The sequence below is a fragment of the Kitasatospora sp. NBC_00458 genome, from assembly GCF_036013975.1.
GTDB lineage: Bacteria > Actinomycetota > Actinomycetes > Streptomycetales > Streptomycetaceae > Kitasatospora.
Map to the genome: position 1 here is coordinate 7,513,561 of NZ_CP107904.1, position 21,822 is coordinate 7,535,382.

Consider the following 21,822-nt stretch of genomic DNA (forward strand, 5'->3'; position numbering starts at 1 on the left):
GGGTGGCGAACGATCGGAAACAGTCTTGAGCGATCCGACATGGGCAAGTTGTCGACGGTGCCACGGTCCCGGGGACGCCTCTCCTAGCCTCTGTGGACCGAGGGCGCCATGAGCGGAACGCCTGATTCCCGGGGTCGCGGACGAAGGGCGGCTGGACGTGGAGCAGACCAGCGAGGAAGAGACAGAGGCCAGGACGGCAGGGGCCGGGACGGGAGGAGCCGGGCCGGCGGAGGCCGGGCCCGCCGGGACGGCCGCCGGCCCCGTGCCCGGCCCGCTGGCCGACCCCGCGAGCCCGCCCGCGCCGGAGACCGGGGCGGCGGCACTGGTGGCCGGCGCGGTGCTGGAGGCGGGGGCGGCACTGGCCGGCGCGGTGCTGGCCGCGTCCGTACGGGCGTCGGCACGGGCCGGAGCCCCGGCCGCGGCGCCGACCGGCGCACCGGCCCGGAGCGGGCCCGCGGAGGGCGTGTGGCGGTTCACCGTGCCGGCCGAGGAGGCCTCCGTGCCGCGCACCCGGCACGCGGTGCGGGACCGGCTGCTGGCCCAGGGCATGGCGGAGATCCGCTACCAGGAGCTGGTGGACGACGTGCTGCTGATCGTCTCCGAGCTGGTCGGCAACGCCGTCACGCACGCCGCGGAGCTCTCGCCGGAGGTCACCACCGAGCTGGCGGTCCAGGACGGCTGGGTGCGGGTCTCGGTCGAGGACGGCGACCCCTACCGGCCGAAGGCCCTGGAGACCGACACCGGGCGGACCGGCGGGCGCGGGCTGCTGCTGGTGAAGAGCGTCACGCTGCAGGCCGGCGGCGTCTGCGACGTGGAGCAGGCGGGGGAGGGCGGCAAGGTGATCTGGGCCTCGCTGCCCCTCCCCCGGAGGGACCCGGACCGGGGGAGGGGCCGGGACTGACGCGGCCGCCGTCCGGGGCCGCGCCCGTCCCGGTGACCGCGTCCTCCCGGGCGCCGCGTCCTACCAGTCGTTTCCGGCGATCTCCCGGATCCCCGGCAGCGCGGCGTCGAAGACGGTCCGGAACCACACCGAGAACGGCCGCTCCGCCTCCAGCTCGCGCAGCTCCGCGGCGGTGACGAAGGCGTAGTCGTCCACCTCGTCGGGGTTCGGCCGGACCGGCTCGGTGGCCAGGCCGACGAACAGGTGGTTCCACTCGCGCTCGATCAGCCCGGACGCCTCGTCCGGCAGGTCGTAGCGGACCGTCCCCGCCTCGCAGAGCAGCGCCGGGGCGACCCCCAGCTCCTCCGCGGTCCGCCGGGCGGCGGCCACGAAGGGCGGCTCGTCCGGGTACGGGTGCCCGCAGCAGGTGTTCGACCAGACGCCGGGGGAGTGGTACTTGCCGAGGGCCCTGCGCTGCAGCAGCAGCCGGCCCTGCCGGTCGAAGAGGAAGACCGAGAACGCGCGGTGCAGCCGCCCGGGCTGCTGGTGGGCCCAGAGCTTCTCGGCGGTGCCGATCGTCACGCCCTCGTCGTCGACCAGCTCCAGCAGGATCTCGGCGGGGGCGCCGGCGGAATCCGCACCGGTCGCCACGTCGGTCTCCACGTCGAGACCGGTGTCGAGGCCGGTGTCGAGACCGGTCCCGATCTCCGTGGCGTCCGAGGCGAAGCGCGTCGGGTCGGTCGGCAGACTCTGGGGCATGAGGCCTCTTTCGGAAGCTTCGGGAGCGTTGGGAGCAACCACGGCACCGGTGGCGTCGCGGTCAAGTCTGCCGTACGGGTGGCAGTGCGATGGGGTCCCACGCACAACCGGCGGGATCGGGACCGTCCGGGACCGTCTACGGGCCGTGCGAGGGCGTTGGAATAGCAGAACCGTTCGGAACCTGTTCGGTCGGCGTTCGACTTCGCGGCCCGATCGGCCCGATCGGCCGGGAACGCGCACCGCGGCTCCACCCCTTCTTCACGGCACCCCGCACGGCACCCCGCACCGCCCCGCGCCGCACCCGGGCGCAGCCCGCCCGGTGCGCCGCGCAGCCCCCCGGCCGCGTTCGGGCTGGTCGCCGCGGTCGCCTACCATCACATAGGACACGGCGGCCGCATCTCGGCGGCCCCGGCGCGCCACCCGGAGGGGCCGGCCCTGCCGTCCCGCGGACCGGTACCTGGCGCGGCAGCGCACAGCACGACGGATCAGGAGACCACGCATGATCGGCCTCGTTCTGGCAGCCGGCGCCGGCCGCCGGCTGCGCCCGTACACCGACACCCTGCCGAAGGCGCTGGTGCCGGTCGACGGGGAGCGGACCGTCCTGGACCTCACCCTCGGCAACTTCGCCGAGGTCGGCCTGCGCGAGGCGGCGATCGTCGTCGGCTACCGCAAGGAGGCGGTCCGCGACCGCCAGGCCGCCCTGGAGCGGAAGTACGGCGTCAAGCTCACCCTGGTCGAGAACGACAAGGCCGAGGAGTGGAACAACGCCTACTCGCTCTGGTGCGCCCGTGACCTCTTCGCCGAGGGCCTGCTGCTCGCCAACGGCGACACCGTCCACCCGGTCTCGGTGCAGCGCACCATGCTGGAGGGCAACGAGCGGCTGACCGCCGCGGGCCGGGCCCCCGGCATCCTGCTCGCCCTCGACACGGTGAAGAAGCTCGCCGACGAGGAGATGAAGGTGGTCGTCGACCCGGCCACCGGGATGCGCCGGATCACCAAGCTCATGGACCCGGCCGAGGCGACCGGCGAGTACATCGGCGTCACCGTGATCAACCCGGCCGCCGCCGCCGACCTCACCGACGCGCTGCGCGCGACCTACGAGCGCGACCCGCAGCTCTACTACGAGGACGGCTACCAGGAGATGGTCGACCGCGGCCTGCGGATCGACGTCCAGCCGATCGGCGAGGTGTCCTGGGTCGAGGTCGACAACCACGAGGACCTGGCCAAGGCGCGGGAGATCGCGTGCCAGTACTGACCCGGCTGGTGCCGTCGCCGGTCTTCGTCGAGATCCGCCCGGGCGCGCTGGACGCGCTCGGCGGCATCCTCGCGGACCAGCGCCTCTCCGCCTCGGGCCGGATCGCGGTGGCGATCAGCAACGGCTCGGGCGCGGTGCTGCGCGCGCGACTGGAGCCGGCGCTGCCCGGCGCCGACTGGTACAGCGTCGACGACGGCAGCATCGACAGCGCGGTACGGCTGGCGGACGCGATGCGCGGCGGCCACTACGACACCATCGTGGCGCTGGGCGGCGGCAAGATCATCGACGTCGCCAAGTACGCCGCGGCCCGGGTCGGCCTGCCGCTGGTCTCGGTCCCCACCAACCTGGCCCACGACGGCATCTGCTCGCCCGTCTCCACCCTCGACAACGACGCCGGGAAGGGCTCCTACGGGGTGCCCAGCCCGATCGGCATCGTGATCGACCTGGACGTGATCCGGCACGCCCCGCCGCGCTTCGTCGCGGCCGGGATCGGCGACGTGGTCTCCAACATCTCGGCCTGCGCCGACTGGGAGCTGTCGCACGCCGAGACCGGCGAGCCGGTCGACGGCCTGGCCGTCGCGATGGCCCGCTCGGCCGGCGAGAACCTGCTGCGGCACCCGGGGGGCATCCAGGACCGGGACCTCCTCACCGCGCTGGCCGAGGCACTGGTACTGTCCGGCATCGCGATGAACATCGCCGGCAGCACCCGGCCCTCGTCGGGGGCCTGCCACGAGATCTCGCATGCCCTGGACGTGCTGTACCCCAAGCGGTCCGCCCAGCACGGCGAACAGGTCGGCCTCGGTGCCGCCTTCGCCAGCTTCCTGCGGGGCGAGCGCGAGCTGACCGGTCTGATCGTGGAGCGCCTGGCGCGCCACGGACTGCCGGTGACCGCCGCTCAGATCGGCTTCACCGAGACGGAGTTCACCGAGGCGGTGCACTACGCTCCGAACACCCGCCCGGGCCGCTTCACCATCCTCGAACACCTCGACCTCTCCCCTTCCGCAATCAGGGACGCGTACGCCGACTATGTCCAAGCCGTCAACAGCTGACCGCTCCGCCGCGGGTTCCACGCCGCCGCCGGTGGACCTGACCCGCCGCCCCTCGATCGAGGAGCTGCGCGCGGTGATCCACCCGGAGGGCATGCTCCAGCGCCGCAGCGCCGAGCACTGGGCCGGCCGGCTCTACATGCGGAGGATCTCGCTGCGGATCACCCGCGTGCTCTCCACCGTGACGGCGATCACGCCCAACGGCCTGACCTACCTGATGATGCTCACCGGCATCCTGGCCGGCGCGGCGCTGGTCCTCCCGGGCCTCGCCGGTGCGGTGCTCGCCGCCGTGCTCATCCAGGTCTACCTGCTGCTGGACTGCGTGGACGGCGAGGTGGCCCGCTGGCGCCGCCAGACCTCGCTCACCGGCGTCTACCTGGACCGGGTCGGCCACTACATGTCCGAGGCGGCTCTGCTGACCGGCCTCGGGCTGCGCGGCACCGACCTGCTGCACCGGGAGGGCCCGGCCTCGCACTGGGAGTGGGCGTTCCTCGGCACGCTGGCGGCGCTCGGCGCGATCCTGATCAAGTCGGAGACCGACCTGGTCGACGTGGCCCGCGCCCGCAGCGGCATGACGGCGGTCGAGGACAGCGCCTCGGTGCCGCGCTCGTCCGGCGTCGCCAAGGCCCGCCGGGCCGCCTCCGTCCTCAAGTTCCACCGCCTGGTGGGCGCGGTCGAGGCCTCGCTGTTCATCCTCGCCGCGGGCGTCGCGGACGCCGTCCAGGGCGGTCTCTTCTTCACCCGGCTCGCGGTGGTCGTGCTGGCCGCGATCGCCATGCTGCAGACCGTGCTGCACCTGCTGAGCATCGTCCTGTCGAGCAGGCTCCGGTGAGCGCCGCGGACGTGGAGCAGGGCGGCCCCGGCCCCCGGCGGACCCCCGGCGCCGGGGGCGCCCCCGGCGCGGACGCCTTCCGGCTCGGCGCGGTCATCATCACGATGGGCAACCGCCCGGCCGAGCTGACCGCCCTGATCGAGTCGGTCCGCGCCCAGCAGGGCCCGGCCGTCGAGCTGGCCGTGGTCGCCAACGGCGCCCCGCTGCCCCCGCTCCCCGCGGACGTGCGCTCCGTCGAGCTGCCGGAGAACCTCGGCATCCCGGGCGGGCGCAACGTCGGCATCGAGCTGTTCGGCCGCAACGGCCGGGACGTCGACGCGGTGCTGTTCCTGGACGACGACGGCCGGCTGCCCGGCACCGACGCGGCCCGCCTGCTGCGCGAGGCCTTCACCGGCGACCCGGAGCTCGGCATCGTGAGCTTCCGGATCGCCGACCCGGACACCGGCGCCACCCAGCGCCGGCACGTGCCCAGGCTGCGCGCCAGCGACCCGCTGCGCTCGTCCCGGGTGACCACCTTCCTGGGCGGTGCCAGCGCCGTGCGCTGCGCCGTCTTCGACGAGGCCGGCCAGCTGCCCGCCGAGTTCTTCTACGCCCACGAGGAGACCGACCTCGCGTGGCGTGCGCTGGACGCCGGCTGGGCGATCGACTACCGGGCGGACGTGGTGCTGCACCACCCCACCACCTCGCCCGCACGGCACGCCTCCTACTTCCACAACGTGGCCCGGAACAGGGTTTGGCTCGCCAGGCGGAACCTTCCGGCCCTGTTCGTGCCTCTCTATCTGGGAACCTGGTTCCTGCTGACCGTGGCCCGCCGCCCCTCCCCGGAGGCGCTGAAGGCCTGGCTGGGCGGGTTCCGGGCGGGCTGGCGCGAACCCTGCGGTACGCGGCGGCCCATGCGATGGCGTACCGTTTGGCGACTGACCAGGCTGGGCCGACCGCCGGTCATCTGATCCGTCCGATGACCGTACGGTCGGTGGATCGGACGGCCGTACGGAAGTACGGCGGCCGATCGCCGCGGCCGGTGATCACCCACCGGCCGGACTCCCCCCGAGATCCGAGTGGATCCCCCTCGGCGGAAGGCCGGCGGACCCCCGCCGACCGGCTCGCCCCGACCCCGATCCCGCGCGAAGGACGAATGTGTCGACAGTGAGTGAACCCGTCAGCCTCTCAGCCCCTAGGGGGGCGGACACGGGCCTGACCCCCAAGCAGCTTGCGGACAAGTACGGCCTGTCGGTCAGCGGCAGACGGCCGGGCCTGTTCGCGTACTCGAAGCAGCTGTGGGCCCGGCGCCACTTCATCTGGGCTTTCGCCACCGCGCGCCTGGTGGCCCAGTACACCGATGCCAAGCTCGGTCAGATCTGGCAGGTCGTGACGCCGCTGCTCAACTGCGCGGTGTTCTACCTGGTCTTCGGCGAGATCCTCGCCAACAAGGACGACAACCCGTACTACGTGGCGTGGCTGTGCATCGGCGTCTTCATCTTCCAGTTCACCCAGAACGCGGTGCAGTCCGGCACCCGGGCGATCGCTGACAACCTCGGCCTGATCCGGGCGCTGCACTTCCCGCGCGCCTCGATGCCGATCTCGTTCACCCTGATCCAGCTCCAGCAGCTGGCGATCTCGATGGTCGTGCTGTTCGTGGTGGTGCTGGCGAACGGCATCACGCCCGGCCGCACCTGGATCCTGGTGATCCCCGCGCTGCTGCTGCAGTCGATGTTCAACACCGGTGTCGCCCTGATCTTCGCCCGGATCGGCGCCAAGACCAGCGACATCTCCCAGCTGATCCCGTTCGCGATGCGCGCCTGGCTCTTCCTGTCCGGCGTCATGTACAGCATCCAGGACAAGATCAAGGAATGGCCGCCGTTCTGGCAGACGGTGATGGAGATCAACCCCGCCTCCGTCTACATCGACCTGGTCCGCCACGCGCTGGCACCGGTCATGTACAACAAGCACGAGGCGGTGTTCCTGGAGTTCCCGCCGCACCAGTGGAAGTACGGCATCGCCTGGGGCGTCGGCATGCTGGTCATCGGATACGTCTTCTTCTGGAAGGCCGAGGAGGAGTACGGCCGTGGCTGACACCGACCTGCGCAAGAGCGCGCTGGGCAAGGGCAAGAGCGACCTGCCCAAGACCCGTCCGATCTTCGACGCCGACGTGGCCCGCGAGCCCACCGTCGTCGTCGACGACGTCCACATCGTCTACCGGGTGCACGGCGCCGGCTCCGGCAAGGGCAGCGCGACGTCCGCGCTGAGCCGGATCATCAGCCGCAAGCGCTCCGCCGGCGTGCGCGAGGTGCACGCCGTGCGCGGCGTCAGCTTCACCGCGTACAAGGGTGAGGCGATCGGCCTGATCGGCTCCAACGGCTCCGGCAAGTCCACCATGCTGGCGGCCATCGCGGGCCTGCTGCCGACCGAGAGCGGCGGCATCTACACCAACGGCCAGCCCTCGCTGCTCGGCGTGAACGCGGCGCTGATGAACGAGCTCACCGGCGAGCGCAACGTCGTGCTCGGCTGCCTGGCGATGGGCATGTCGCCGGCCGACGTGAAGAGCCGCTACCAGGACATCGTCGACTTCTCGGGCATCAACGAGAAGGGCGACTTCATCTCGCTGCCGATGCGCACCTACTCCTCCGGCATGGGCGCCCGGCTCCGGTTCGCGATCGCCGCGGCCAAGACCCACGACGTGCTGCTGATCGACGAGGCGCTCGCCACCGGCGACCAGGCCTTCCAGGCGCGCAGCAAGAAGCGGATCAAGGAGCTGCGGGAGGCCGCCGGAACGGTCTTCCTGGTCAGCCACGACAACGCCTCGATCCGCGAGACCTGCGAGCGGACCATCTGGATCGAGGCCGGCGAGCTGATCATGGACGGGCCGACCGAGCTGGTCGTCGGCTGCTACGAGCGCGGCGAGCGCCCGTAACGCCGCACCGGACCCCGAGGGAGGGCCGGCCGCCGGAGCTGATCCGGGGCCGGCCCTCCCGTCGTTCGTGCGCCCCCGGTCCGCCGGTCGTGCCCCGGGTGGCCCGCCGCCGCCCGGGTGAGCGCCCCGTGCGCCGGGCGAGGCGCTCTTCTCCGGCGCGGCCGTTGGTGTCAGGCTGTAGGCGCGGGGGTGGTGTGCCGGACGTGACTCCCGTGGTCGGACGCGTGTCCGACTCGGGCCGACGAGTGGATCGGTGTAGAACGGGGGAGTGACAGCAGTGTCGGCTTCGGCCCAGCCCAGTAGTGAACCCCGCCCCGGTGACGGCCCGGCGGCGAGCCCCGTGGGGGCGACCCTGGACAAGGCGAGCGCGGAGAACTTCCCGGTCGCCCCGTTCTTCCTGCCCGCCGCCTGGCGCGACGACCTGATGGCCGTGTACGGCTTCGCCCGGCTGGTGGACGACTCCGGGGACGGCGACCTCGCCGACCCGGCGGGCACCGCCGCGCTGCTCGGGGTGGCCGGACCGCCCCCCGCCGTGACCCGTTCGGCGCAACCCGGTCCGGCCGAGACCGCGTTCCGGCTGGCACTGCTGGACGGGCTGGAGCACGACCTCGACCGGGCGTTCGAGAGCGCCCTGCACCCCCGGACCGCCGAGGCCCCCCGGCACCCGCTGATGCGCTCCCTCGTCCCCCTGCTGGACCGGCACGGGCTGACCCCGGAGCCCTTCCGCCGCCTGATCGAGGCCAACCGGGTGGACCAGACCACCGCCCGGTACGCCCGCTACGAGGACCTCGCCGACTACTGCACGCTCTCCGCCGACCCGGTCGGCCGCCTGGTGCTGGCCATCGCCGGGGTCTCCACCCCCGAACGGATCGCCCTCTCCGACGCCGTCTGCACCGCCCTCCAGATCGTCGAGCACCTCCAGGACGTCGCCGAGGACCTCGCCCGCGGCCGGATCTACCTGCCGGCCGAGGACCTCGACCGGTTCGGCGTGACCGAGGCCGACCTCGCCGCGCCGAGCGCCGGCGGCCCCGTCCGCGAGCTGATCGCCTTCGAGGCGGAGCGGGCCCGGACCCTGCTCGACCGGGGCGCGCCCCTGGTAGGTACGGTTCGGGGGAGGCTTCGACTGCTCCTGGCGGGATTCACCGCCGGCGGGTACGCGGCCCTGGCGGCCGTCGAGGCCGCCGGGTACGACGTGCTCGCCCAGCAGGCGAAGCCTGACAAGCGCCGCCTCGCAGCGAAGGCGGCGGCCATCTTCGCGAAGGGAAGGTGAACGCCCGAGTGGCGGCATCACCACTGGCGTCGGCGCCGGTCATGGCGGCGTACCGGTACTGCGAGGCAGTGACCGGGCTGCAGGCCCGCAACTTCAGCTACGGGATCCGGCTCCTGCCGGAGCCGAAACGGCTGGCCATGTCGGCCCTCTACGCGCTCGCGCGCCGGGTGGACGACATCGGCGACGGCGACCTCCCGGGCGACCGCAAGGCCGAGGCCCTGCTGCGCACCCGCGAGCTGTTGGACGAGGTCCGGGCCGGCTCGGTGGCGGAGGACGACACCGACCCGATCAAGGTGGCCCTGGCGGACACCGCCCGGCGCTTCCCGATCCCGCTCGGCGGCTTCGACGAGCTGATCGACGGGGTCGAGATGGACCTCAAGGGCGCCGAGTACCAGTCCTACGAGGAGCTCAAGGTCTACTGCCGGTGCGTGGCCGGCGCGATCGGCCGGCTCTCGCTGGGCGTGTACGGGTGCGACGACCCCGAGCGCGGGGCCCGCTACGCGGACACCCTCGGCCTGGCCCTCCAGCTCACCAACATCCTCCGCGACCTGCGCGAGGACGCCCTGAACGGCCGGACCTACCTGCCGACCGAGGACCTGGTCCGGTTCGGCTGCCAGGAGGGCTTCGCGCTCTCCAGGCCGCCGGTCGGGGCCGACTTCACCGGTCTGATCGCGTTCGAGGCCGCCCGGGCCCAGGCCGCCTTCGAGGAGGGCCTGCGGCTGCTGCCGATGCTCGACCGCCGCAGCCGGGCGTGCACGGCCGCGATGGCGGGCATCTACCACCGGCTGCTCGGCCGGATCGCCGCCGATCCGGAGTCGGTCCTGCGGGGCCGGGTCTCGCTGCCGGGCTGGGAGAAGGCGTACGTCGCGCTTTCCGGGCTCGCCGGGGGGCGTTCTTGATTCTTGCCACAGTTCTGTCACGCTGTGTCAGCGGGGAATCACTTATGGGTAGAGCCGTGTTGACCGCTGTGTTCGGCGCGACCGAACGGACCACGACCGCAATGACCACGGGCGTGCCGGCCACGAACGGGCGGCGCGTCGGACGCGAGGGGGAGAGCCGATGACCGGGCGAGCCGATGCCGCGCGCCCGGCCGCCGTCGTGGTCGGCGGCGGCCTGGCCGGCATCACCGCCGCGCTGCGGCTGGCCGAGGCCGGGCACCGGGTCACGCTGGCCGAGGGCCGCCCCCGGCTGGGCGGCCTGGCCTTCTCCTTCCAGCGCGGCGAGCTGACCGTCGACAACGGCCAGCACGTCTACCTGCGCTGCTGCACCGCCTACCGCGGCCTGCTGGACCGGCTCGGCGCCGGCGGGCTGGTCCACCTCCAGGACCGGCTCGACGTCCCCGTCCTGGGCGTCTCCGGGCCCCCCGGCGCGCCGGTCCGCACGCTCGGCCGGCTCGGCCGGGCGGCCCTGCCCGTCCCGCTGCACCTGGCGGGCAGCCTGGCCCGGTACCCGCACCTGCGCCCGGCCGACCGCGCCCGGGTGGTCCGCGGCGCGCTGGCCCTCCAGCGGCTGGACCTCGCCGACCCGGCGCTGGACGACGTCTCCTTCGGCGACTGGCTGCGCCGCCAGGGGCAGAACGAGCGGACCCTGGCCGCCCTCTGGGACCTGGTCGGCGTCGCCACCCTGAACGCCCGGGCCGACCGGGTGTCACTGGCCCTGGCCGCGATGGTGTTCAAGACCGGCCTGCTCTCCGACCCGGGCGCCTCCGACATCGGCATGGCCACCGTCCCGCTCGGCGCGATCCACCACGACCGGGCGCTCGCCGAGTTGGAGCGGGCCGGGGTGAAGGTCCTGCTGCGCGCCCGCGTGGCGGAGCTCAAGCCGGCCGCGCCGCAGCACGCCGTCCGGCTGGAGGGCGACGGCGAGCCGCTCGCCGCCGACACCGTGGTGCTGGCCGGCGCCCAGGACACCGCCGCCGCCCTGCTGCCGCCGGAGGCGACCGCCCTGAGGGCCCGGCTGGCGGGGTTCGGCACCGAGCCGATCCTCAACGTGCACGTGGTCTACGACCGGCAGGTGCTGCGCAAGCCGTTCTTCGCCGCGCTCGGCTCGCCGATCCAGTGGGTCTTCGACCGCACCGCGCACTCCGGCCTGGCCGGCACCGGCCTCGGCCGGGCCCACCCCGGCGCCCAGTACCTGGCGCTCTCGCAGTCCGCCGCGCAGGACGAGATCGACCTGCCGGTCGCCGAGCTGCGCGACCGCTACCTCCCGGAGCTGGCCCGGCTGCTCCCCGCCGCCGGCGGCGCCGAGGTGCTGGACTTCTTCGTGACCCGCGAGCGCACCGCCACCTTCGACCCGGCACCCGGGACGGCGGCCCTGCGTCCCGGCCCGCGCACCGGCGTCCCCGGCCTGCTGCTGGCCGGCGCGTGGACGGCCACCGGCTGGCCCGCGACCATGGAGGGCGCCGTGCGCAGCGGCCACGCCGCCGCCGACGCGGCCCTCGCCGCCGACGGCCGCCGCCTTCCGGCGGACCGCGGCGACGGGAGGTGGCCCAGGTGACCAGGGGCACGCCCGGCGGCGACCCCGGGGACCCCGCCAGACCGGGCGGTCACGCCTCCGGTCCCGGCGGCCCCACCGGTCCGACCGGCCGCACAGACATCGCCAGCGCCCGGCCGTCCCACGCGGCCCGGCACCACCAGGGAGAGGGAACGCACGTGGAGTCACGCACCGGCACTGCCGTCGGAGGCACGGCGCACGCCGAACCGGTTTCGGTGCCGGAGCTGCTCGACCGCAGCCGCACGCTCTGTACCCCGCCGCTGCGGGCCGCCGTGGCCCGTCTGGCGGCACCGATGGACACCGTCGCGGCCTACCACTTCGGCTGGATCGACCGGGACGGCACACCGGCGGCGGGGGACGGCGGCAAGGCCGTCCGCCCGGCCCTGGCCCTGCTCTCCGCCCGGGCCGTCGGAGCCCCGGCGGAGGCCGGTGTGCCGGGCGGTGTCGCTGTTGAACTGGTGCACAACTTCTCCCTGCTCCATGATGATCTGATGGACGGTGACGAGACCAGACGCCACCGGGCCACCGCCTGGACGGTCTTCGGCCCGGCCCAGGCGATCCTGGTCGGTGACGCCCTGGCGACGCTCGGTACGGAGGTGCTGCTCGACGCCGCGACCGCGGGCGGCGCGAGCCCCGCCGACGCCGCGCGCGCCGTCCGGCTGCTCACCACCGCGACCCGCCGACTGATCGACGGGCAGGCGATGGACGTCGCCTTCGAGCAGCGGGACAGCGTCACCGTCGCCGAGTGCCTGGAGATGGAGGGCGGCAAGACCGCCGCCCTGCTCGCCGCCGCCTCGGCGATCGGCGCCGTGCTGGCCGGGGCCGACGACCGGGTCTCGGACTCCCTCCAGCGCTACGGGCACCACCTGGGCCTGGCCTTCCAGGCGGTGGACGACCTGCTCGGCATCTGGGGGGCCACCGAGGTGACCGGCAAGCCGCACTGGGGCGACCTGCGCCAGCGCAAGAAGTCCCTGCCGGTCGCGGCCGCGCTCGCCGAGGGCGGGGCCGCCTCGCGCGAACTGGCCGGGCAGCTCGCCGACCCCAAGGGGCGCGGCGAGGAGAGCGAGACCGAGCTGGCAGCCCGGGCCGCCCTGATCGAGCAGGCCGGCGGACGGGACTGGACCCGGGAGGAGGCCCGCCGCCAGCACACAACTGCCCTCGCCGCCCTGGACGAGGTGCCCATGCCCGACGGGGTGCGCGAGCACTTCGTCGCACTCGCCGAATTCGTGGTGGTACGAGAGAGGTGACGTTACGTTGACAGCAACCGCGGACGGCCGGCTCGACCCTGAGTACGATTCCGAGCCGGTCGCGGTGGGCGACCTCCCCCCGGCGCTGCTGAGCGCCGGGCGGTGGCAGCCCGAAGGGTCCGCGCCGGCCCGCCAGGCCGGCCGGACCGACCAGCAACAGGAACGGCCCGCCTCCGCCGAGGAGGCCCTGGCCCGCGCCACCACCCACCTGCTCTCCCTACAGAGCTCCGAGGGGTGGTGGAAAGGCGACCTGGAGACCAACGTCACCATGGACGCCGAGGACTTACTGCTCCGGCAGTTCCTCGGCATCCGGACCGAGGAGCAGACCAAGGCCACCGCCGAATGGATCCGCTCCCAGCAGCGGGAGGACGGCACCTGGTCCACCTTCCACGGCGGACCGGCCGAGATCTCCACCACCGTCGAGGCCTACGTCGCCCTCAAACTGGCCGGCGACGACCCCGGCGCGCCGCACATGATGGCCGCCGCCCGCTGGATCCGCTCCGCCGGAGGGATCGCCGGAGCCCGGGTCTTCACCCGGATCTGGCTGGCGCTGTTCGGCTGGTGGCCGTGGGAACGGCTGCCCGAGATGCCACCGGAGATCATCTTCCTGCCGAAGTGGCTGCCGCTGAACATCTACGCCTTCGGCTGCTGGGCCCGGCAGACCATCGTCCCGCTGACCGTCGTGTCCGCCCACCGGCCGGTGCGCCCGGCCCCCTTCCCGCTCACCGAGCTGCACACCGACCCGGACGACCCGTACCCGCTCCGTCCGCTCGCCCGGGCCACCACCTGGGACGGCGTCTTCGAACGCCTGGACAAGGTGCTGCACGCCTACCACCGCCGGGCCCTGCGCCCGCTGCGCAAGCTCGCCGTCGCCCAGGCCTGCCGCTGGATCGTCGAGCGCCAGGAGGCCGACGGCTGCTGGGGCGGCATCCAGCCGCCGGCCGTCTACTCGCTGATCGCCCTGCACCTGGAGGGCTACGAGCTCGACCACCCGGTGATGCGGGCCGGCCTCTCCTCCTTCGACCGGTTCACGGTGCACACCGAGGACGGCCGGCGCTGGCTGGAGGCCTGCCAGTCCCCCGTCTGGGACACCTGCCTGGCGACCATCGCGCTGGCCGACGCGGGCCTGCCGGCCGACCACCCCGCGCTGGTCTCCGCCGTCGACTGGATGGTCGGCGAGGAGATCACCAGGCGCGGCGACTGGTCGGTCCAGCGGCCCTCGCTGGCCCCCGGCGGCTGGGCCTTCGAGTTCGAGAACGACACCTACCCGGACATCGACGACACCGCCGAAGTGGTGCTCGCGCTCTGCCGGGTCGCCCACCCGGACCCGGCCAAGGTCGGCGGCTCGGTCGACCGGGGCGTCCGGTGGAACCTCGGGATGCAGTCCAAGAACGGCGCCTGGGGCGCGTTCGACGTCGACAACACCAGCACCCTGCCGAACAAGCTGCCGTTCTGCGACTTCGGCGAGGTGGTCGACCCGCCGTCCGCGGACGTCACCGCCCACGTGGTGGAGATGCTCGCCGAGGTCGGCAAGGCCCGGGACCCGCGCACCCGGCGCGGCGTCGAGTGGCTGCTGAAGAACCAGGAGGCCGACGGCTCCTGGTTCGGCCGCTGGGGCACCAACTACATCTACGGCACCGGCTCGGTGCTGCCCGCGCTGGTCGCCGCCGGCGTCCCGGCCGAGCACCCGGCGATCCGCCGCGCCGTCCGCTGGCTGGAGGACCGGCAGAACACCGACGGCGGCTGGGGCGAGGACATGCGCTCCTACGAGGACCCGGCGCGCTGGGCCGGGCGCGGGGAGTCCACCGCCTCGCAGACCGCCTGGGCGCTGATGGCGCTCCTCGCGGCCGACGAGGGGCCGGACGGCCGGGCCAACCCGGCCGTCGAGCGCGGCGTCGACTGGCTGGTCCGCACCCAGCTCCCCGAGGGGACCTGGGACGAACCGCAGTTCACCGGCACCGGCTTCCCGTGGGACTTCTCCATCAACTACCACCTGTACCGGCTGGTCTTCCCGGTCACCGCACTGGGACGGTACGTGCACGGCAGCCCCGCCACCGGCCGGTTCGCCCCCGGTGCCCCGGCGATCGGGGCGTCCCGGTGAAGCCTGCCCCGCTGCTCGTCCTCTGCGCGCTCGGCCCCGAGGTGTGGGCCCTGCGCGGCGGGGACTGGCGCGGCTCGGCCGGCGGCCCGCCGGTCCTGGTCCGCACCGGCGTCGGACGGCGGCGGGCCTCGTTCGCCGTCCGGCGGCTGCTCACCGCGGCCCCCGGCGGCTACGGGGCCGTCGTGGTGGTCGGCTTCGGAGCCGCCGTCGCCCCCGGAGTGACGCCCGGGGAGGTGATCGTCGCCGACGGGGTGCGCGACGCGGAGGGCAACCACTTCGCCGTCGACTCCGCCCCGGAGCTCGGCCGGGCGCTCAGGACACGCGGCCTGAGCGTCCACACCGGCGTGCACCACACCGCGGACCACGTGGTCCGCGGTCTGGAGCGCCGCGCCCTGCACCTCCAGGGTGCACTGGCCGTCGACATGGAGGCCGCCGCGGTACTGGCCGCCCTCCGCGAACTGCGCCCCGCCCTGCCCGCCGCGGTGCTGCGGGTCGTGGTCGACACCCCCGAGCGCGAGCTGCTGCGCCCGGGCACCCTGCCGGCCGGCGTCCGGGCCTGGCGGGCACTGCGGGCCACGGTCCCCGCGCTGGTCGACTGGCACCGCGAGAACCGGCCGTACCCGGGCCGACCGTCGCCCGGCACCCTCAACCACCCCACACCCTCGACGCTCCCCCAGGAGGCGAGCTAGCCATGGCCATGCCGTTGCGCCAGACCGTGCGGGTCGGCACCTACCTCATGCAGCAGAAGCTCAAGCGGCGCGACAAGTTCCCACTGATCGTCGAACTCGAACCGCTCTTCGCGTGCAACCTGGCCTGCGAGGGGTGCGGCAAGATCCAGCACCCGGCAGGCGTGCTGAAGCAGCGGATGCCGGTCGCCCAGGCGGTCGGCGCGGTGCTGGAGTCGGGGGCCCCGATGGTCTCGATCGCCGGCGGCGAGCCGCTGATGCACCCGCACATCGACGAGATCGTGCGCCAGCTCGTCGCACGACGCAAGTACGTCTTCCTCTGCACCAACGCGCTGCTGATGCGCAAGAAGCTCGACAAGTTCACGCCCTCGCCGTACTTCACCTTCACCGTGCACATCGACGGCCTCCGGGAGCGGCACGACGCCTCGGTGGCCAAGGAGGGCACCTTCGACGAGGCGGTGGAGGCGATCAAGGAGGCCCAGCGGCGCGGCTTCCGGGTCACCACCAACAGCACCTTCTTCAACACCGACACCCCGCAGACCATCATCGACGTGCTCGACTACCTCAACGACGACCTCAAGGTCGACGAGATGATGATCTCCCCGGCGTTCGCCTACGAGAAGGCGCCCGACCAGGAGCACTTCCTCGGCGTCGAGCAGACCCGGGAGCTGTTCCGCAAGACCTTCGCCGGCGGCAACCGGCGGCGCTGGAGGCTCAACCACAGCCCGCTCTTCCTGGACTTCCTGGAGGGCAAGGTCGACTTCGAGTGCACCGCCTGGGGCATTCCCAACTACTCGCTGTTCGGCTGGCAGCGGCCCTGCTACCTGATGGCCGACGGGTACGTGCCGACCTACCGCGAGCTGATCGAGAAGACCGACTGGGACAAGTACGGCCGGGGCAAGGACGCCCGCTGCTCCAACTGCATGGCGCACTGCGGCTACGAGCCGACCGCCGTCCTCGCCACCATGGGCTCGCTCAAGGAGTCGCTGCGGGCGATGACCGACACCATCGGCTCCGGCCGCAGCCGCTGACCGCACACCGTCGGCGGCCGGCGCAACCGCCGCGCCGCCCCGTCCGGCCCGGGCCGCCGCGCCCGGGCCGGGCCAACCCCGTCCGGGCCCGGGCACCCGGCCCGGCGGGGGTACCACCGCACCGCTCCGAGTCGTGAGGTGTACCCATGTCACTGCTCTCCAGCGTCACGTCCCCGGCGGACCTGCGAAGAATCCCGGCCGCCGACCTGCCCCGGCTGGCCGACGAGATCCGCGACTTCCTGATCGACGCCGTCACCAGGACCGGCGGCCACCTCGGCCCGAACCTCGGCGTGGTGGAGCTGACCATCGCGCTCCACCGGGCCTTCGACTCCCCGTACGACCGGATCGTCTGGGACACCGGACACCAGAGCTACGTGCACAAACTTCTCACCGGTCGCCAGGACTTCTCGAAACTCCGTTCCAAGGGCGGACTCTCCGGTTACCCGTCGCGCGCCGAATCCGAGCACGACCTGGTCGAGAACTCGCACGCCTCCACCGCCCTGTCCTACGCCGACGGCCTGGCCAAGGCCGCCCAGCTGCTCGGCCAGCACGACCGGAGCACCGTCGCGGTGATCGGCGACGGCGCCCTCACCGGCGGCCTCGCCTGGGAGGCGCTCAACAACATCGCCGACGCCAAGGACCGCCCGCTGGTCATCGTCGTCAACGACAACGAGCGCTCCTACGCCCGCACCATCGGCGGCCTGGCCAACCACCTCGCCACCCTGCGGACCACCCGGGGCTACGAGCGGTTCCTCTCCTGGGGCAAGGACGCGCTGCAGCGCACCCCGGTGGTCGGCCAGCCGATCTTCGACGCGCTCCACGGCGCCAAGAAGGGGTTCAAGGACGCCTTCGCCCCGCAGGGCATGTTCGAGGACCTCGGCCTCAAGTACCTCGGCCCGATCGACGGCCACGACCTCGCGGCCCTGGAGTCCGCGCTCACCAAGGCGCGCGGCTTCGGCGGCCCGGTGATCGTGCACTGCCTGACCGTCAAGGGCCGCGGCTACGGGCCCGCCGAGCAGGACGAGGCGGACCGCTTCCACGCGGTCAACCCGATCGACCCGTACACCTGCCTGCCGACCTCGCCCAGCGGCGGGGTCTCCTGGACGTCCGTCTTCGGCGAGGAGATGCTGGCCATCGGCGCGGAGCGGCCGGACGTGGTGGCGATCACCGCCGCGATGCTCCAGCCGGTCGGCCTGGCCAAGTTCGCCAAGGCCCACCCGGACCGGATCTTCGACGTCGGCATCGCCGAGCAGCACGCCGTCACCAGCGCCGCCGGCCTGGCCACCGGCGGGCTCCACCCGGTCGTGGCGGTCTACGCGACCTTCCTGAACCGGGCCTTCGACCAGGTGCTGATGGACGTCGCGCTGCACCGGCTCGGCGTCACCTTCGTGCTGGACCGGTCCGGGGTGACCGGTCCGGACGGCGCCTCGCACAACGGCATGTGGGACATGTCGATCCTCCAGGTCGTCCCCGGCCTGCGGCTCGCCGCGCCGCGCGACGCCGACGAACTCCGTGCCCAGCTGCGCGAGGCGGTCGACGTCGCGGACGCCCCGACCGTGGTCCGCTTCCCGAAGGCGACCATCGGGCCGGCCGTCCCGGCGGTCGAGCGGATCGGCGGCGTCGACGTCCTGCTGCGGACCTCGGAGCGGCCGGAGATCCTGCTGGTGGCCGTCGGCACCACGGCCGCGGCCGGACTGGACGCGGCCCGGCTGCTGCTCGCCGAGGGGTTCACCGCGACGGTGGTCGACCCGCGCTGGGTCAAGCCGGTCGACCCGGCGCTGCCGGCCCTCGCCGCGGCGCACCGGCTGGTCGTCACCGTCGAGGACAACGGCCGCGCCGGCGGGGTCGGCACGGCCGTCGCCCAGGCGCTGCGGGACGCCGACGTGGACGTCCCGGTCCGCGTGCTCGGCCTGCCGCAGGAGTTCCTGGGCCACGCCGCCCGTGGCGAGATCCTGGAGGAGACCGGGCTGACCGGCACCGGGGTCGCCGCCCAGACCGCCGCCTTCGCCAAGAACCTGCTGCGGGACCGGGTGCCGGCGGACCCGGCAGCGGCCGACCCCGCGCGACCGGACCCAGGGCCACCGAACCGAGGACTTCCGAACCGAGGAGCGAACCAGCACCATGCCGGCTGACCCCGACGACCGCACCGAAGCGCGCTTCGACCTCGCCGCCCTGCTCGCCGAGCGCGGCGGCGAGCGGTACGAGCTGCAGAGCCGCTACCTCAATCCGCAGCTGTCGCGGATGCTGCACACCATCGGCTTCGACAAGTACTACGAGCGCGCCAAGGGGCAGTACTTCTACGACGCCGAGGGCAACGAGTACCTCGACATGCTGGCCGGCTTCGGCATCTTCGCGCTCGGCCGCCACCACCCGGTGGTCCGCTCGGCGATCCAGCAGGTGATGGACCTCGACCTGCCCGACCTGGTGCGCTTCGACTGCTCGCCGCTGCCCGGCCTGCTGGCCGAGCGGCTGCTGTCCCACACGCCCGGGCTGGACCGGGTCTTCTTCGGGAACAGCGGCACCGAGGCGGTGGAGACGGCCCTCAAGTTCGCCCGGTACGCCACCGGCCGGAAACGGGTGCTCTTCGCGGACCACGCCTTCCACGGACTCACCACCGGGTCACTCTCGGTCAACGGCGAGAGCGGGTTCCGCAAGGGCTTCGACCCGCTGCTGCCGGACACCGCCATCCCGCTCGGGGACCTGGGAGCGCTGGCCAAGGAGCTGAAGCGGGGCGACGTCGCCGCCCTGATCGTCGAGCCGATCCAGGGCAAGGGGGTGCAGGCCACCCCGCCGGGCTGGCTGCGCGCGGCCCAGGACCTGCTGCACGAGCACAAGGCGCTGCTGATCTGCGACGAGGTGCAGACCGGCATCGGGCGGACCGGAGACTTCTTCGCCTACCAGGCCGAGGAGGGCGTGCTGCCCGACCTGGTCTGTGCGGCCAAGGCGCTCTCCGGCGGCTACGTGCCGGTCGGCGCCACGCTCGGCAAGAGCTGGATCTTCGAGAAGGTGTACTCCTCGATGGACCGGGTGCTGGTCCACTCGGCCAGCTTCGGCTCCAACGCGCAGGCGATGGCGGCCGGGCTGGCGACCCTGGAGGTCGTCCGGGACGAGCGGGTGGTGGAGAACGCCGCCAAGGTGGGCGAGTACTTCCGCGAGCGGCTGACGGCACTGGTCGACACCTACGAGCTGCTCGCCGAGGTCCGCGGGCGCGGGCTGATGATCGGCATCGAGTTCGGCCGGCCGAAGTCGCTGAAGCTGAGGACCGGCTGGACGGCGCTGCAGGCGGCGCGCAAGGGCCTGTTCGCCCAGATGGTCGTCGTCCCGCTGCTCCAGCGGCACCGGATCCTCACCCAGGTGTCCGGGGACCACCTGGAAGTGATCAAACTGATCCCGCCGCTGATCATCACCGCGCAGGACGTGGACCGGTTCATGGACGCCTTCACCGAGGTGATGGACGACGCGCACCGGGGGAGCGGTCTGATGTGGGACTTCGGTCGGACGCTGGTCAAGCAGGCGGTCTCCAACCGCTGAGCCGCGGCCGGCCGGGGCGCGTGTCACGGAGCGGGAGGCCGGGCGGCCGGCTTCCCACTCCGTGGGAGACACCGCGTCAGAGCTCGGTCCGGCGGCGCCGGATGACGACCACGAGATCGACGACGGCGAACAGGGTGAGGATTCCGCACGCCACGGCGAAGCCGGTCAGGGTGGACCGGCTCGGCGCACCGAACTCCGGGGCGTTCGCGGCCCAGACCGCGAACGCCACCGTGGCCAGGGCGAACAGCGGGGTGAAGGTCAGCGACAGCAGGTAGCGCAGTTTGAGGTCGCTGCGGGCGGTGGCGGGCTCGGTGCCGCTGCGCCGGGGGCGCGGCGTGGTGGCGGGCATCCGTGGTCACCTCCCGGGCCGTCCGGTGCGGCCGGGTCTCCGTACCGCCCGTGCGGGGGCGGTCTACGATTCCAGCGTACGTCCGCAATGCGAGCCGGGGAGGGGCGATGTCGGACCAGGACGCGGAGGGTTACGCGGGGCTGCGGGTGGAGCGGGCCGAGGAGTTGGCCCGCCGGCACGGGTGGGCCTCGGTGCGGGTGCTCGCGCAGGGGGCGGCGATGACGATGGACCACCGGGAGGGGCGGCTCAACCTCGCGGTGCGCGACGGGGTGGTGGTACGCAGCTGGGAGGGGTAGCCGGGCCCCGGGCGGGGGCGGTCCGGCCGGGGCGGTCCGGTCGGTGGGACCGGCCCGGCGGGCAGGGCCGGTTCGCGGGCCGGGCGCGGTCGGTGTGACCGGCCTGGTCGCGGCGTTCGGCCTGGTCGGACCGGTGGGCCTGGTCGGTGTGGTGGGCCTGGTCGGTGTGGCGGTCCGGGGCGGCGGGTTCGGCCCGGTCGCGGTGCCCGGTCCCGTCGGTGTGACCGGCCGGGGCGGGGTCCGGGGCCGTCCGCAGCCGGCCGAGGCGGTGCTCGACCGCGAGCACCAGCGGTTCCAGCAGCGGGAGCGAGAGCAGGACGAGCAGGCCGGCCGCCCAGCCCGCCAGCACGTCGGTCACCCAGTGGGTGCCCAGGTAGACGGTGGTGAGGCCGACCGAGCAGGCGGTGACTCCGGCGAGCACCGCGCCGGTGCGGCGCCACCGGGCCGCGAGGTAGGCGAGCACGCCCCAGGTGACCACGGCGTTGGCGGTGTGTCCGGAGGGGAAGATGGTGCCGCCGGAGAAGAGTTCGGGGGAGCCGACGTAGTGGGCGTAGTGCGGGCCCAGCCTGCCGGTGACGATCTTGACCGTGCCGACGGTGAGGTTGAGCAGCAGCAGCGCGGCGCCCGTGACCAGCAGCGGGCGGATCCGGCCCAGCCGGCGGGCGCGCCAGCCGAGCCAGCCGAAGGCGGCGACGGCGGACGGACCGCGCTGGCCGGCCACCACCCAGTCGTCGAGCAGTGGTTCCAGGCCGGGCCAGCGCTCGTACGGCCGGGCCAGGCGGACCGCCCAGTCCAGGTCGACCAGGGCGGTGTCGAGCAGCACCCCGGCGACGACCAGCAGGTAGGCGAGGCCGGTGAGGCCCAGCAGGAGGGCCTGCCGGCGGCCGAGCGGCGGCCGGCCGGCCGGGCCGGTGGCGGGCTCGCGGGTGGGGCGCGGGCGCTCGCGGCGGGTGGTGGTCAGGTTCTCCGGGAGTTCACTCGGCGCTTGCACGCCGGTGACCATACCCACCGGCTCGGGGTGATTCCCGACGGAATTCGGAATTCCCCGGCAATGCCGCGGACTGATGACAAACAGGCTGTTTCGGGCTGATTCACCGGCGTTTCAGGATCGAATGCCCGTCTGGTCGTCGAGCGG

Annotated in this window: 20 protein-coding genes; 17 read left to right on the forward strand and 3 right to left on the reverse strand. The window is 73.6% G+C overall.

Annotated elements, in window-relative coordinates; genetic code table 11:
* Nucleotides 1–373 precede the first annotated feature (373 nt).
* Entirely contained in the window at nt 374–901 is a 528-nt protein-coding gene (locus OG550_RS30680; protein ID WP_442906192.1) for an ATP-binding protein, read from the forward strand.
* 60 nt (nt 902–961) lie between these two features.
* On the opposite strand, the gene idi is transcribed toward OG550_RS30680, so the two are convergent.
* Nucleotides 962–1,543: an isopentenyl-diphosphate Delta-isomerase gene (gene idi / locus OG550_RS30685; protein WP_442906193.1), complete on the reverse strand. Its 582-nt coding sequence runs from the start codon at nt 1,541–1,543 to the stop codon at nt 962–964.
* 595 nt (nt 1,544–2,138) lie between these two features.
* Here idi and OG550_RS30690 point away from each other — a divergent pair.
* From OG550_RS30690 to OG550_RS30760, 15 genes are all read left to right on the forward strand, one after another.
* Entirely contained in the window at nt 2,139–2,894 is a 756-nt protein-coding gene (locus OG550_RS30690; protein ID WP_327683035.1) for a phosphocholine cytidylyltransferase family protein, read from the forward strand.
* On the forward strand, nt 2,882–3,943 hold the full coding sequence (locus tag OG550_RS30695) for an iron-containing alcohol dehydrogenase family protein (protein ID WP_327683037.1): 1,062 nt from the start codon (nt 2,882–2,884) through the stop codon (nt 3,941–3,943). Before OG550_RS30690 ends, OG550_RS30695 begins: the two co-directional genes overlap by 13 nt.
* Before the next feature lie 91 nt (nt 3,944–4,034).
* Nucleotides 4,035–4,772 carry a CDP-alcohol phosphatidyltransferase family protein gene (locus OG550_RS30700; protein WP_327684262.1) on the forward strand — a complete coding sequence of 246 codons (738 nt, stop codon included), beginning with the start codon at nt 4,035–4,037 and terminating at the stop codon, nt 4,770–4,772.
* Nucleotides 4,773–4,876: 104 nt separating this feature from the next.
* Nucleotides 4,877–5,722, forward strand: a complete 846-nt coding sequence (locus tag OG550_RS30705; RefSeq protein ID WP_327684264.1) for a glycosyltransferase family 2 protein — start codon at nt 4,877–4,879, stop codon at nt 5,720–5,722.
* A gap of 187 nt (nt 5,723–5,909) precedes the next feature.
* Complete coding sequence (locus OG550_RS30710) at nt 5,910–6,845, forward strand: ABC transporter permease (RefSeq protein WP_327683039.1); 936 nt, start codon at nt 5,910–5,912, stop codon at nt 6,843–6,845.
* Nucleotides 6,846–6,906: 61 nt separating this feature from the next.
* On the forward strand, nt 6,907–7,683 hold the full coding sequence (locus OG550_RS30715) for an ABC transporter ATP-binding protein (RefSeq protein WP_327684266.1): 777 nt from the start codon (nt 6,907–6,909) through the stop codon (nt 7,681–7,683).
* Between the two features lie 340 nt (nt 7,684–8,023).
* Nucleotides 8,024–8,953, forward strand: coding sequence for a squalene synthase HpnC (gene hpnC / locus OG550_RS30720; protein ID WP_327683041.1), 930 nt, complete (start codon nt 8,024–8,026; stop codon nt 8,951–8,953).
* A gap of 41 nt (nt 8,954–8,994) precedes the next feature.
* Nucleotides 8,995–9,852, forward strand: a complete 858-nt coding sequence (hpnD, locus tag OG550_RS30725) for a presqualene diphosphate synthase HpnD (RefSeq protein ID WP_327684268.1) — start codon at nt 8,995–8,997, stop codon at nt 9,850–9,852.
* A 160-nt stretch (nt 9,853–10,012) separates the two neighbouring features.
* Nucleotides 10,013–11,449 (forward strand): hydroxysqualene dehydroxylase HpnE, encoded by a 1,437-nt coding sequence (gene hpnE, locus OG550_RS30730; protein ID WP_327683042.1) that lies wholly within the window; start codon nt 10,013–10,015, stop codon nt 11,447–11,449.
* Nucleotides 11,450–11,604: 155 nt separating this feature from the next.
* Entirely contained in the window at nt 11,605–12,693 is a 1,089-nt protein-coding gene (locus OG550_RS30735; protein ID WP_442906103.1) for a polyprenyl synthetase family protein, read from the forward strand.
* Nucleotides 12,694–12,700: 7 nt separating this feature from the next.
* Nucleotides 12,701–14,794: a squalene--hopene cyclase gene (gene shc / locus OG550_RS30740; RefSeq protein WP_327683044.1), complete on the forward strand. Its 2,094-nt coding sequence runs from the start codon at nt 12,701–12,703 to the stop codon at nt 14,792–14,794.
* Complete coding sequence (locus OG550_RS30745; RefSeq protein ID WP_327683046.1) at nt 14,791–15,483, forward strand: phosphorylase family protein; 693 nt, start codon at nt 14,791–14,793, stop codon at nt 15,481–15,483. The genes shc and OG550_RS30745 overlap by 4 nt, the downstream gene beginning before the upstream one ends.
* 2 nt (nt 15,484–15,485) lie before the next feature.
* The gene (gene hpnH / locus OG550_RS30750) at nt 15,486–16,511 is read left to right on the forward strand and encodes an adenosyl-hopene transferase HpnH (RefSeq protein WP_327683048.1); all 1,026 of its coding nucleotides are present in this window, start codon (nt 15,486–15,488) and stop codon (nt 16,509–16,511) included.
* A 146-nt stretch (nt 16,512–16,657) separates the two neighbouring features.
* Complete coding sequence (gene dxs / locus OG550_RS30755; protein ID WP_327683050.1) at nt 16,658–18,643, forward strand: 1-deoxy-D-xylulose-5-phosphate synthase; 1,986 nt, start codon at nt 16,658–16,660, stop codon at nt 18,641–18,643.
* Nucleotides 18,633–20,042: an aspartate aminotransferase family protein gene (locus OG550_RS30760; RefSeq protein WP_327683052.1), complete on the forward strand. Its 1,410-nt coding sequence runs from the start codon at nt 18,633–18,635 to the stop codon at nt 20,040–20,042. Before dxs ends, OG550_RS30760 begins: the two co-directional genes overlap by 11 nt.
* Nucleotides 20,043–20,118: 76 nt before the next feature.
* On the opposite strand, the gene OG550_RS30765 is transcribed toward OG550_RS30760, so the two are convergent.
* A complete protein-coding gene (locus OG550_RS30765) occupies nt 20,119–20,391 on the reverse strand; it encodes a DUF6343 family protein (RefSeq protein ID WP_327683054.1) in 273 nt (90 codons plus the stop codon).
* A 107-nt stretch (nt 20,392–20,498) separates the two neighbouring features.
* Between OG550_RS30765 and OG550_RS30770 the strand changes: the two genes are divergently transcribed.
* On the forward strand, nt 20,499–20,687 hold the full coding sequence (locus OG550_RS30770; protein ID WP_327683055.1) for an I78 family peptidase inhibitor: 189 nt from the start codon (nt 20,499–20,501) through the stop codon (nt 20,685–20,687).
* On the opposite strand, the gene OG550_RS30775 is transcribed toward OG550_RS30770, so the two are convergent.
* Nucleotides 20,638–21,678, reverse strand: a complete 1,041-nt coding sequence (locus OG550_RS30775; RefSeq protein WP_442906104.1) for a phosphatase PAP2 family protein — start codon at nt 21,676–21,678, stop codon at nt 20,638–20,640. The genes OG550_RS30770 and OG550_RS30775 overlap by 50 nt on opposite strands.
* Between the last annotated feature and the right edge of the window lie 144 nt (nt 21,679–21,822).

Coding starts and splice junctions, on each gene's coding strand:
- OG550_RS30690 (WP_327683035.1), top strand. CDS start 2,139: ATGATCGGCCTCGTTCTGGCAGCCGGCGCCGGCCGCCGGCTGCGCCCG.
- OG550_RS30700 (WP_327684262.1), top strand. CDS start 4,035: ATGCTCCAGCGCCGCAGCGCCGAGCACTGGGCCGGCCGGCTCTACATG.
- OG550_RS30705 (WP_327684264.1), top strand. CDS start 4,877: ATGGGCAACCGCCCGGCCGAGCTGACCGCCCTGATCGAGTCGGTCCGC.
- hpnD (WP_327684268.1), top strand. CDS start 8,995: ATGGCGGCGTACCGGTACTGCGAGGCAGTGACCGGGCTGCAGGCCCGC.
- hpnE (WP_327683042.1), top strand. CDS start 10,013: ATGACCGGGCGAGCCGATGCCGCGCGCCCGGCCGCCGTCGTGGTCGGC.
- hpnH (WP_327683048.1), top strand. CDS start 15,486: ATGGCCATGCCGTTGCGCCAGACCGTGCGGGTCGGCACCTACCTCATG.
- dxs (WP_327683050.1), top strand. CDS start 16,658: ATGTCACTGCTCTCCAGCGTCACGTCCCCGGCGGACCTGCGAAGAATC.
- OG550_RS30760 (WP_327683052.1), top strand. CDS start 18,633: ATGCCGGCTGACCCCGACGACCGCACCGAAGCGCGCTTCGACCTCGCC.
- OG550_RS30765 (WP_327683054.1), bottom strand. CDS start 20,391: ATGCCCGCCACCACGCCGCGCCCCCGGCGCAGCGGCACCGAGCCCGCC.
- OG550_RS30770 (WP_327683055.1), top strand. CDS start 20,499: ATGTCGGACCAGGACGCGGAGGGTTACGCGGGGCTGCGGGTGGAGCGG.